Raw genomic sequence first — 11546 nt, forward strand, 5'->3', positions numbered from 1 at the left:
TGACTGTCAGATTCAGCCCATCAAGTTCATATTCGCGGATTTGATGGGCTTTTTCATACTTCATCGGTAGCGTCTTCCATCATTTCTGCACATATCTGCAGCCATTCCGGAAGCTTGGCGCTAAAGTTGTTCTGCTCCAGCCAGTCTGCTGAAAGCAGGTGCGGGGTGTAATCGTTATTGCTGACCCTGAGTTCATGATCAAATGAGTTGGCTACGTGAACAGCCACAGCAGGGCTTAAATCTATACTTCCAAGCCGTTGCGGTTTGTGGTGGCAGTAGATGGCCTCAATCACGTCTTCATCAAATCCCCATATGGCCAGCAGGTAGGCCCCTACCTCTGCGTGGGTAAAACCGAGAATATCCTTTTCCGCTTCCTGAACGGTAATATCGGTTTCTTGCACTATGCTCAGGATGGTGGAGTACTCTTCGGTGTAGGACGTGGAGAGCACCAGTTTGCCGATGTCGTGCAGGAATCCGGCCAGGAATGTGTGTTCGGCCAGTTCGTTGCTACCGCCTTCGGCTTTAATAATGGCTCGGGCCATAAGTGCCGTGTACTGGCAGTGGCGTCCCAGTTTTTCAATTGAAAAATCTATTTTTTTCGATTCCCTGAGGTTGAAAAGGTGTATACCGAGGACCAGCCCTTTAAGATTGTCCAGCCCCAGCAGGGTCACTGCCTGTTCCGGGTTGGTTACTCTGGAATAAAGCCCGAAGAATGGTGAGTTCACCAGCTTAAGCAGTCCGGCGGTCATACTCATATCTTCTCCGATAAGCTTGCCGATATTGCTGATCATCACATCGTCTTTGCTTAACTCCCGCTCCAGTTGTACGAAAAGGTCCGGCATGGTGGGCAGTTCTTCAATGGATGCAATGCCTTTTGCTGCCCGTTCGTTAAGAAATACGTGTTTCAAGCGCAGGCCTTTCTTGATTTTACCCAGCAGTTCCGATTCGGTATACGGTTTGGTGATGAACTGGTGGGCATATTTGACAAATTTCAGGCAGTTTTCGGAGTTGATTGATTCTGAAATGATGAACCGTATGCTTCCCGGTTGGCGGTTTTTAATTTCTTCCAGAAGCTCGTCGTCTTTAAAACCGTCAATTTTAAAGTCCATGGCAATGATGTCAAAAGGGCGGGTTCTGAGCAGATCCATAATTTCTTCTTTGGTGGAAGCATAATAAACCTGCCAGCGCTTTTTCATGGAGGCCATGCTTTTATCAAGCGCTTCAAGCTGTGCTGTGTCACGATCAATAAACAAGATATTTTTTGAGTAGCCCATTGTCATCTCCGGAAATATGAAATGTATTTGAAAGTGAAGTGGATTGTCCCTTTTTTTTATAATTTCAGCGTATCACGGTAAATTGTTTTTTGAAAATAAAAACCCCGTTTCGGATTGCCTTTACAGCATACCTGAAACGGGGATTTGTTGTGTATTGATGTGTTGAGCTATTTTTTTATCAGCAGGTAAGGACGGTCAGAGATAAATTGCTCATGGACCACGGTGATGTCTTCAGGACGGTTCTCCCAGCGGTCATAATATTTTTTCTGCATAACCAGAATGACGTTGTCTTTTTCTGCAAGGATTTTTTCTATTTCAGCAAGGTCGCTGGTCTCGTGTATATTGGTTCCGGCATAGTATGAAAAAATACCGGAATATATTTTGTGGGCCAGCGGATAACTGCCTTCAGCAACGTATTCCTTCATTATTTCGCCTGTCTGACGGGGGCTCATTAGCGGATCAAGAGAGGGCAGGGTCTGCAGGGCCAACGGTTGCAGCCAGATGACCATGGCTGCGGTCATGACCAGAAGCCCCTTATAGGCGCCGCATTCTTTGACCTTGAGCAGGGCCAAGCCGGCCAGTCCCATGATCAGTACGGTAAAGGAAAGTCCCTGCAAGGTGATGTCGAAAGGAATAAGAACTTCTGCAAAAGGTGCGCCCACTGCGAGAAGTAGGTAAAATCCGGCTATGGCGGTCCAGAGTCTTTTGGAGTTGAGGACCGGCTCCTGTCCGTCTTCACCCAGCAGGCCGCGTGCGGTCAGCATGGCAAGGGGGGCGAAAAGCGGCAGGATGTAGATAAGTACCTTGATGCTCAAGCAGGTGAGCAGCACAAAACCGCTGATGAACATGATCCATGCCCAGTCGCGACCTTCATTGAGATTCTTTTTACGGTCGGCGGTAACAGCCTTCCAGTGCTTGATGCTGAAGATCTTTTTTACAGGCGCGGCAAAGATGGCCAAAGTCCACGGCAGCCATGCCAGCGGGAAAGCGATAAGATAGTATTGGAAAGGTTCCTCGTGATGAAAGGAACTGACCGCGCGCTGGTAGATCTGTTTGTAAAAGATATTGTGGATGAAAGAAGAACCGTCGACGATAAGTGCGCCTACGACCCATGCTGCAAGTATTGCCAGCAGGATACCCAGTCCTTTAAGCAGATTTTTGTCACGCAGGAGTTTGAGTTTACCTTTCCAGATCAGGAAACAGGCTGCTGTGAGCAGAGGGAAAATCAGGCCCAGCGGTCCCTTGGTAAGGGTGGCGATACCCATGAATCCGAAGGCCCGTAGAAAATGTTTTCCAGATTCCCTGTCTCGGAATCCCTTGAATAAGCAGATATTGGCCCAGAGGATGAATCCGCCGAAGAGCAGGTCCATACGTGAATAATGGGCAATGCCGATAAAAAAGATATTGCTCAGCAGTACCAGTCCGGCGGCGAGTGAAGTCTTACGTCCACAGCCGAGGGTGCGGGCAAAACTTACCGTGGAAAAAAGGAAAAATGCTGCCGAAAGAGCTGATCCGAGGAAGAAGATGCTGCTTCCCTCTGCCGGGGTCAGGGTGTCTATAAGTGACAGGAACCAGAAATATACCGGCGGTTTGTCCGGGTAGGCTACACCATTAAGGTACATGACCAGCCAGTGTCCGGCATCCTTCATCTGATAGTATACATCGGCGTAGCGGACTTCATCGGAAAACCAGAGGGACCGGTAGTCCATGGTGAAGATGGATTGCAAAAAGAGAATGAACAGGACGCTCAGCCATGGGTTGGCTTCCATAATGTCCCATATGAATGGTCTTTTTTCATAGCGCATAGGCTAGTCCTCTTTGGAAAAAAGGTGAATGGCGAATCCGGCCACAGATCCCAGCATCCAGCCGCAGAAAACGTCACTGGGATGGTGCCAATTCAAATAGATACGGCTGAAGGCCACGGCTGCGGCAAAAATGCCCAGCCCAATAGTCAGCAGCAGGTTTCGGTAACGCAGTATGAGGGGCAGGCTGGCCCCGTAAATCTCACATGTATGGCCCGAAGGCATGGAATGGTAAACTCCCTTGGTGGAAAAAGGCTCGAAAAAAGGGCCTTCACCGGGGCGGGGTTTACCTATTGCGATCTTCAGGAAACGCACGGTTATCAGGCTTACCGCCAGTTGGACACCCAGAAAGACAAGGGCGAAACGTAATTTGGACTTGTCGGTTTTGCGCTGTTTTATGCCCATGACCAGAAACCAGAGATAGATTGGGTAAAAACAGGCATTACCCCAGTCGGTCATAATCCGGGCAAGTGATTTCATATCCGGATGGGCCTGTGCATGGGCCTTGAAAAAGGCCAGTACTTCCGCTTCGCTCCCGAAGTTGAAATAAAGTGTCGCGAATATGATCATCAGGGGCAGGGAGCCCAGAAAATAATGGCAGAGGGTCAGGTTTCTATGAATGAACGAATTCAATTACCTACTCCCCGTCATCACCGGAATTTTCCTCTTTGGGAGGCCTGTCTTCCGGGTGCTTGTCCGTGGTGAATTTGTACCATGTTTCCTTATCCGTATTCAATTCTTCAAGTACTTCGGAAAGATTTTTACCTTCCTTTTTCCAGTACTTGTATTCGTGATCCGGACAGGAAAAGGGGATAACCAGTGTGCCGTCTTCCATAAGGTAGGGCATGTCTTGCTTATTATCACTCATGGGCACGGTTTACACGCTGACGGGGGAGGATTCAAGGGATTCTTTGATGGATTTTTTTAAAAGGAGTGAGACATAATCAGGTGAATTTGCCATAAAAAAATGATTCAGGTAGTCAGTCTATATGCATAAAACATTACATTCTATGCCAGACAGCTTATGCGGGAATATGTTTTGGAATACAATTTGATTAAAAGTCTTGATGATATTGAATATGGAGCAACTCTCCTGATTTACGGAACAGGGGAAGCTGCGCAGGAATTGTTTGTAGCATTAAGGAAAAAGAGACCTGATGTTACTATTGAATGTTTTATGGATAGTTACAAATATTCAGGTGATATTTGTTCGGTTCCGATAGTTAATGTATCTGAAATAGGGCGTTTCAGTGCATGTAAGGTTGTTATTGCATCTATGTATTATGAGGAAATAGCAGCAGAACTTGAAGCCAGAGGCTGCATTGATTATTTTGTTTTTTCAAAAAGAGATCATTCTGCTCATATTGTTAACGATTTTATTATGATAGACAGGCATAAAATGCTTATGCTTCGAGAGACTCCAAGTCTGGAAATGGAAGGTGTATTTTATATTTTCAATCTTGGTCCCGGGGTAGATGCTGAGAAAAGGTTAATAAATTTTTTAGGCTGTGAAGATATTCCCTGTGGCGGCCATGCTTTTTTAACTGTTCTTGATTATGATTATGAGGCTGTTTTCAGCAGGATTAATCATCGCAGATATAATAGATTCTGCCTAATCGACTATGATGGAAGTGATTCCCAGCTTATCGGCCTGACCGAATATATAACAAATTTTTTGGATAAACAGGTTTTAATTTATAAACGTCCTTATCCTCAGCGAAATTTTTCAGTTGTTGAGGGGAAAAAGCTCTTATTCCTTGAAATATGTAAAAATGCACTTTCCAGTTCAGTTGAAATAATTAAGCAGGTAGCTGATAAATACAGAGACTACCGGGTTCTTTTTATGAAGCAGCGCAATTTTGGGGACGTATGTGATCCTGTTTTTGAAAGTTATACCAAGTTTGCTATTGTTCGAAATCCTTACCAAAGGCTGTCTTCTGTTTATTCCCATATAATGCGGGAGGCGCCGAACGCTTTTCTTTATCCTGTTTTAAAAAAATCCATTCCGAATTTTGACTTTGAGTCATTTTGTAAATTTGTCGCAAAATGCCCGGATGAATTCGCTGATGTGCATTTTAAATCCCAGACTGCCCATCTGACCCTTCCTAACGGATTAGCCAGTGATTTCAATCTGCTGCGTATGGAAAATTACGCCGATGATATTAAGAGTTTTTTTGCTTCAATAGGCGAGGATATTGAAGTTCTCCACAAGAATAGATCCCGGCCTAACAAGGTTGATTACATCAAGGATTATTATACCCCAGAGTTGATTCAGCTTGTTAATGAGAGGTATAAGGATGATTTTATAAATTTCGGGTATGACTTTTTGTAGTAATTCTATGAATTTTAAAATTGAAAATCCCCCGCAGCGGGCAGGTTCTGCGGGGGATTTCCAATGATGATGAATATATCTTACAGGATTTTATCGTCTGTTAGTTCCTTTCAGGCCGCCTTGCGGTTTCCGGTGAAGCAGATGGACCGGTCCATGTGGCGGACTTTGGTCAGTATTTTTTTGACTATCCTTTTGTATCGGGGCAGATCCTTGGGGGTATAGCTTGCCTGAGCCCTTGCCAGCCCAGCGATATCGAGAATTTCATTATACAGGTAGGGCATGTAGAGCAGATCCTGCCTGATGAAAAAGTATACATCATGGAGAGCCTTATGGATCTCATCCTGATTTTTCCCATGTTTGCGGAAAAGTTTTTCCAGCCTCTTGGTCACATGGTTAAGCGATGATGTCCACTTGGGACTGCGCGGTTCGAAATTGGGCAAAGGCCTAGGTGTGGAAGTCTTCTTCATGGCGTTCTCAAATGAATCCATGATTTCGGGAATGGCAGAGAGCAATCCCGCCTCGTTTATTTTCTGCATATCCACATTGTGTGTGCCTTCAATTACAGCACAGCCGCCGTAGAGGTTGTAAAACGGTGTCTGGAGCTTTTTGATGTCATCTTCCATTTCCCGTTTTGATGTCACATACTGCACTGTTGAGCTGAGTTTTTCTCCATCAGCATTTTTCAGTTCTACCAGCATGGCCGGATTGTAGCTGTTGTTTCGTACTGCATTGGTGTTCTGGTGGCCGGGAGCATGGGAAGAGTCTCCCTTCCATGCGAAATCCTGACCCACGAGCAGAATATGCTTGAATCCGCACCAGTCAAGAAATCTTGCCAACGTGATGCTGACGTTACTGCCTGCGTCAAAAATTTCTTCGTGGTTGCCAAGGACGAAGGTTCCGATTCCGCCCACGGTCCACATGGGAATAGTCGGTCCGGGGTATGCTTCAAGCACTTTATGGTCCAGCTTGGAGGAGTAGATGAGCGGGATATCTTTGGCCCACTCGCGATCCAACTGCTTGTATACGTTGATCATAGAATCGTTATAGTCGATACCTACACAGAAATGGGGTTTGATGCCCACTTTTTGGACAGCGGGAAGACCCTGCAGCGAGGTGGTGAAGATGGCCTGCCCCGGATTCTTTGCCAGCTCGGGACCGAATTCAGCCAGTGACGGCCCTGCACCCAGAATTACCGCACCCATTCCGCGTCCTGACCCTTTGAGCGGGGTGATGCTTCCGTCTCCGAGGATGCGTGAAAAATTATCCAGCTCGTTGCCGACCATGACATCCTGCTTGAGTCTCAGGGTGTTCATTTCAGCCGAGAAGGATTCAAGTTTATTACGTATTATATTGGACCAGCGGGCATATTCCGGGCCGAGCTGCTGGCTTGCCATGTCTGATCGCAAATAAATTTTACCGTATACGAATTGAAGGTCGAGGTCTTTAATGATACTCATCAAACTGTTTTCATCGACTGGACAAAAATGGAGCTTGCCGGCCTTCAGGAAAGGGCGGTAGTCAGTCTGCCCCAGGCAGGCGAGCAACATCTCGGGATTCGGCTCGACAACAATTACCTTGTGACTTTCCGGTGTATTCATCAGCACCTGATTAAGCCCGTAACCCACGTTGCAACCCACAATGATGGTGGCACTGGTATTTGGTTTTTCTTTTGCGGTCCAACTTTTATAAAGGGCATTGGGCGGTACGGTTTCGAACATTCCGTTACCGTCTTCCATTTTCCAGTCTAGAATGTTCCACTTATTCTGGAAGAGTGAGTTTGTAAGCTGCTCTTCGTCAATATCCTGACTGCTCAGCCAGGAATAAAAGGGCGGGTTGTATGTTGAAAGTGCTTCGATGTTGTCTTTAAGAAAAGGATAGGCTGACATTTGTTCCGTCCTTGGCAGACTGTTTTTATTAGCTGTAGCTTGTTCCGGGTTCATTCCTTGCCCCGGCGTTTCCAACCAGGCTGATGATCTCTGCCCTGTATTTGCAAAATGGTTGCCAGAAACAAAAAGGACGTGGCCTGTTTTTCGTTTTCTTGTAGATAATTATTTGAAAGGATTAGATAAAATGTTTGCTCGTGATATTCTTGAGTTGGTAGGCGGAACTCCTCTTGTCGAGATGCGGGGGCTCAATCCCAATAAAAAAGTCAAGATTCTGGCTAAGCTGGAATCCATGAATCCCGGCGGATCCATCAAAGACCGTGCAGCCGGGGCAATGATCCGCAAAGCCGAGAAGAGTGGAGAGTTGACACCGGATAAAATCATCATCGAAGCCACATCAGGCAATACCGGGATAGGGCTGGCCATGGCCTGCGCTGTGCGCGGCTACAAGCTGATGCTGATTATGCCCGAGACAGCTTCTGAAGAACGCAAGATGATTATGCGTGCCTACGGCGCCGAGATAATGCTTACCCCCGGACATCTCGCCACAGACGGAGCCATTGAACTGGCCTACCGTTTTTACCGTGAGGAACCGGAAAAATATCTTCTCATGGACCAGTATAACAATGAAGCCTCCATCGAGGCTCATTATGACGGCACCGGGCAGGAAATCTGGGATCAGACTGACGGCAAGGTTACTCATGTGGTGGCTTGCCTCGGTACGACCGGAACAGTCATGGGTATCACCAAGCGCCTCAAGGAATTGAACAAGGATATCCAGATGATTGCCGTTGAGCCGGAGCCGGGGCATAAGATTCAGGGTCTCAAAAATATGCAGGAATCATATCCCCCCGGAATTTACGACAAGCAGAAGCTGGATCGCATAATCAGGGTTCAGGACAACGACGCTTTTGAAGCCTGCCGCCGTCTTGCCAAGGAAGAGGGTGTATTCGTAGGGATGAGTTCCGGCGCAGCCATGGCCGGGGCTGCTGCCATAGCCTCTGAGCTTGATGACGGTCTGGTGGTGACGATTTTTCCCGATGGTGGTGAACGATACCTTTCCACTCCCCTGTTTCGACCCCAGATTCTGAAGGGACCGAAACTGTTTGACCAGAGCAGCGGAGAAGACCGGGTTCTTTCCATTTCAGAGGCCGAAACCGGATTGTTCACAATGGGACCATCCTTCGACAATCCCTATGATCCTGAAGTTTTCCGGCGTATAGTTCTGCTTGATGTGCTGTCCCGGCATCTTGAGCGTGAGGGTGCCAAAGTGTCAGCATTGGTAGGTCTTGCAGATCTTGAAGACCAGACCCTTGCCGCCTCCCGTGAGCGGGGTGTGGACCGTGAATCCTTTTCCACCGAGGTCTCCACTGCCGTGCGTAAAGCCGCTTATCTGCTGGGTGTGCGTAAATCCATGCGTTTTGCGCGTGCTTCAGAATCCGTGGACCGCATCGTAGAGCTTTGTCGAGCATTGCTGGCTCACGGGCTGGCTTATGAGAAGCTGCGGTCCGTGTATTTCGATATCTCCCGCGACAAGGGCTACGGCCAGATGTCCAACATGGATATCGATAAGGTCAGCCTCGGCAAAACAGTGGACATGGATGACTATGTAAAAGAGAATCCCCGCGATTTTACTCTGCTCAAACGGGCTACCTTGCAGGACCTCAAGCTTGGCGATATTATCGAAACCGAGTGGGGCAATGTTCGCCCCAGCTGGTTTATGCAGCAGGCAGTAACCGCCCTTGAAGGATTGTCCGGTGTAAGCCTTGTGCTGGCCGGGGAAATCCACCGTTTTCCACATCTGGAAAACCTGCGCGCCATCTGGGCCGGAGCAGGTGTCTCCCCGCAGGCATGGATGGTAGCCCAGCCGGTTCTTCCCGGCGGCCCGGTATTACCCTGCGTGGATGAGCTTCTTGAGCAGTCGGGCCAGCCCATTGCTGTGCGGATGTGGATGCTTTCATCATCCTACAAGAAACCTCTTGTCTGCAGTGAGCAATCCATCTCTATGTGGGTCAAGAACCAGCAGAAATTGCAGGATCTGGCGTCAGGTCTCAGTGTACATGCCGGGGATTCCGGTGAAGTCTCTGAAGATATTGATCAGGAGGTGTTCACCCTTAAGTCTGGTCTGTCGCAGGCCTTGAATGACAACCTTAAGCTGCACCGCTTCTGGCCTATTTTATTCAGCTTTACCAAGTCCATCAATTCCCTGCTGGGCGCCAGTAAGCTTTCCGCAAGGGAAGCAAAATTCTGTCTCGACCAGCTTCTCGAAGTGGACGATATTCTCGGTATCCTCGACCATGAAGCCATGCCTGTGCCGTTTGTGTCTTTACCTGAAGAAGCAAAGGATTTGCTTGAACAACGCGAATTAGCCCGTGTAAATAAGGACTTTGCCACAGCCGACGGCTTGCGTGAGAAACTGCTCGAACTAGGATTTAATGTCGAAGACAGCTCCGAGGGGGCGCGGGTTTTTCGGGTGAAGAGTTAATGGGTGCGTTACGCATTTTTATGAACTGATATCGCTTTCGGCGGATTAGCCATTTTTGAAAAAAGGGCTAAGAACCCCAAAAACTTTTATTTACGCTTGGCGTAGTGATGATAATTTAACTCCCCCTGTCGTCTGTTGCGGCAGGGGGAGTTTTTTAGGCTATAGCTTATGAGTAACTGGAGAGCGTTCACAAATTATTTTAAGTTTGTGTTTTAGCATCAAAGCTCGTTTTTGTGTTTGTATAAAGCTACTTTCTTTAGGTCTTCCTGTGAAAGCAATAATTCCAATTTTGCTTTTTGAGCTGTGTGATTTTTTGTAGTAATTGGCAGCGACAAGGACTTGCTTGTGTGCTTTACGTACATCCGAACCTTTCAATTCCACATACAAAGCTTGCTTTTCTGTCGTGACAACATAATCGCAGGCAGTTTGGTTCTCCATTTTACAGCCATCAAATTCGATTACTGTGAATTTTGTTTGAGCTTTGTTTTCAAGTCTGACTGATGCTTTTGATCCGGTTTTCCTGTCTTCAAGAATATGACTTTTTTTCTTGAGTAGTTTCTCGCAATCCTTAGGCATTCGCAGCCTCTTCTTCAAACTCAATATCCAGAATTTTATTGAATTCACTTCCAATTACATCGGAAACGTCATCGATGCTATCAGCATCAATCAGCCCTGTCTCTTCATCCATAATAGAACGGATTGTTCCGTCAGCTTCAACCATATACGCAGCTACATCTTCAGAATTCAGCCATTCGCTCTCGGGAATGATTTCTTTGACTTTGGCAGCTTTTTCTTCACTTTGTTTTCCTACTGTTCCTGCGTAGATGAGGTTGTTTACTGCTGTCAGGATGTAGGGGCTGTGGGTTGTAAGAGTTATGTTTGTATTTGTTTGGTTGTGTATTTCGGATATGTAACGGGTTAAAAGATATTGAGCTTCGGGAAATATGTGGGCTTCTGGCTCTTCAATGAAGGTGTAAGGGGTTTTGTTGCTTTTCAACAACTCTAAAGCAATTATTACAGGAATTGTTGACTGTTGACCTGATGATGTATTAGCAAGCTTGGTCTTGCGCCCGTTTTCATTTACAAGGTACTGAGTGTTACTCCTCTCAATGCTGCCTTTAATGATTGTTTCAAGATCCTTACATTTAAAATTAGTTTCTTCTGTACATTTTTTTATTTGGTTGAAATATAGTCGCCCGAATCGATTCAAAAAATAGTCAATGGCATTACTGGGCATCCAAAAAAGGTTTTGTTCAACGATATTAACAAGTGATCTTGATGCAGGGATGAAAATTCCAAAAGCGTTTTTAATATCAGTTGAAGATTCAATTAACAGATGGATGTATGCTTCAATATGTTCCTCAGGTGCATTATGTATTGCTTTGATTGCCTGTTTGAGCTCGGGTATAAAGCTTTGGGATGCGTCAATGTAATTTTCACTTGTAGTGATTCCATTTCTATCACATGTGATGTGAATTAACTTACCGAAATCTAATTTTATTTTAAAATCATTATCAAGTGAACTCTGCTCAAAAATAGACGTAAATATTGAATTTAATTTTTGATTTACAGTTTCTCTTGCTAATTCGTTAACAGAGGATAAATTGTAAAAGGATGTTGCTTCAAAAAGAAAATACAGCACCTTCGCAATCAAGCTTTTCCCAGCAGCCTGTGGGCCGATCAGTATGTTGAACTTTTTGAAATCCAGTTCGGCGTGTTTGATATTGTAAAAATTCTCGATCAGTAATTTCATATTTTCCTCGCAAAGTT

9 protein-coding genes are annotated in these 11546 nt (G+C 46.1%); 2 read left to right on the forward strand and 7 right to left on the reverse strand.

Annotated features, from left to right (window positions below):
- Positions 1–53: 53 nt before the first annotated feature.
- The 4 genes from ACKU41_RS17940 to ACKU41_RS17955 all read right to left on the reverse strand — a co-directional run bounded on the left by ACKU41_RS17940 (position 54) and on the right by ACKU41_RS17955 (position 3944).
- Positions 54–1274: a response regulator gene (locus ACKU41_RS17940; RefSeq protein ID WP_319778852.1), complete on the reverse strand. Its 1221-nt coding sequence runs from the start codon at positions 1272–1274 to the stop codon at positions 54–56.
- 167 nt (positions 1275–1441) lie between these two features.
- On the reverse strand, positions 1442–3079 hold the full coding sequence (locus tag ACKU41_RS17945) for a glycosyl transferase (protein ID WP_321402769.1): 1638 nt from the start codon (positions 3077–3079) through the stop codon (positions 1442–1444).
- 3 nt (positions 3080–3082) lie between these two features.
- Entirely contained in the window at positions 3083–3709 is a 627-nt protein-coding gene (locus ACKU41_RS17950) for a phosphatase PAP2 family protein (RefSeq protein WP_319778854.1), read from the reverse strand.
- A 4-nt stretch (positions 3710–3713) separates the two neighbouring features.
- Positions 3714–3944 (reverse strand): hypothetical protein, encoded by a 231-nt coding sequence (locus ACKU41_RS17955; RefSeq protein WP_319778855.1) that lies wholly within the window; start codon positions 3942–3944, stop codon positions 3714–3716.
- A gap of 171 nt (positions 3945–4115) precedes the next feature.
- On the opposite strand from ACKU41_RS17955, the gene ACKU41_RS17960 reads away from it, so the two are divergent.
- Positions 4116–5408, forward strand: coding sequence for a sulfotransferase family 2 domain-containing protein (locus ACKU41_RS17960; protein ID WP_321402771.1), 1293 nt, complete (start codon positions 4116–4118; stop codon positions 5406–5408).
- A 110-nt stretch (positions 5409–5518) separates the two neighbouring features.
- On the opposite strand, the gene ACKU41_RS17965 is transcribed toward ACKU41_RS17960, so the two are convergent.
- Entirely contained in the window at positions 5519–7294 is a 1776-nt protein-coding gene (locus tag ACKU41_RS17965; protein WP_321402772.1) for a 6-hydroxymethylpterin diphosphokinase MptE-like protein, read from the reverse strand.
- 184 nt (positions 7295–7478) lie between these two features.
- Here ACKU41_RS17965 and ACKU41_RS17970 point away from each other — a divergent pair, with 184 nt between their 5' ends.
- The gene (locus ACKU41_RS17970; RefSeq protein WP_321402774.1) at positions 7479–9776 is read left to right on the forward strand and encodes a cysteine synthase; all 2298 of its coding nucleotides are present in this window, start codon (positions 7479–7481) and stop codon (positions 9774–9776) included.
- Positions 9777–9935: 159 nt separating this feature from the next.
- Here the strand turns inward: ACKU41_RS17970 and ACKU41_RS17975 are convergent, their stop codons facing one another.
- Complete coding sequence (locus ACKU41_RS17975) at positions 9936–10352, reverse strand: hypothetical protein (RefSeq protein ID WP_321402775.1); 417 nt, start codon at positions 10350–10352, stop codon at positions 9936–9938.
- Positions 10345–11529, reverse strand: coding sequence for an AAA family ATPase (locus tag ACKU41_RS17980; RefSeq protein WP_321402777.1), 1185 nt, complete (start codon positions 11527–11529; stop codon positions 10345–10347). Before ACKU41_RS17980 ends, ACKU41_RS17975 begins: the two co-directional genes overlap by 8 nt.
- Positions 11530–11546: the final 17 nt, after the last annotated feature.

The sequence above is a fragment of the Maridesulfovibrio sp. genome (assembly GCF_963678865.1).
Lineage (GTDB): Bacteria > Desulfobacterota > Desulfovibrionia > Desulfovibrionales > Desulfovibrionaceae > Maridesulfovibrio.

Coding starts and splice junctions, on each gene's coding strand:
- ACKU41_RS17940 (WP_319778852.1), bottom strand. CDS start 1,274: ATGGGCTACTCAAAAAATATCTTGTTTATTGATCGTGACACAGCACAG.
- ACKU41_RS17945 (WP_321402769.1), bottom strand. CDS start 3,079: ATGCGCTATGAAAAAAGACCATTCATATGGGACATTATGGAAGCCAAC.
- ACKU41_RS17955 (WP_319778855.1), bottom strand. CDS start 3,944: ATGAGTGATAATAAGCAAGACATGCCCTACCTTATGGAAGACGGCACA.
- ACKU41_RS17965 (WP_321402772.1), bottom strand. CDS start 7,294: ATGTCAGCCTATCCTTTTCTTAAAGACAACATCGAAGCACTTTCAACA.
- ACKU41_RS17970 (WP_321402774.1), top strand. CDS start 7,479: ATGTTTGCTCGTGATATTCTTGAGTTGGTAGGCGGAACTCCTCTTGTC.
- ACKU41_RS17975 (WP_321402775.1), bottom strand. CDS start 10,352: ATGCCTAAGGATTGCGAGAAACTACTCAAGAAAAAAAGTCATATTCTT.
- ACKU41_RS17980 (WP_321402777.1), bottom strand. CDS start 11,529: ATGAAATTACTGATCGAGAATTTTTACAATATCAAACACGCCGAACTG.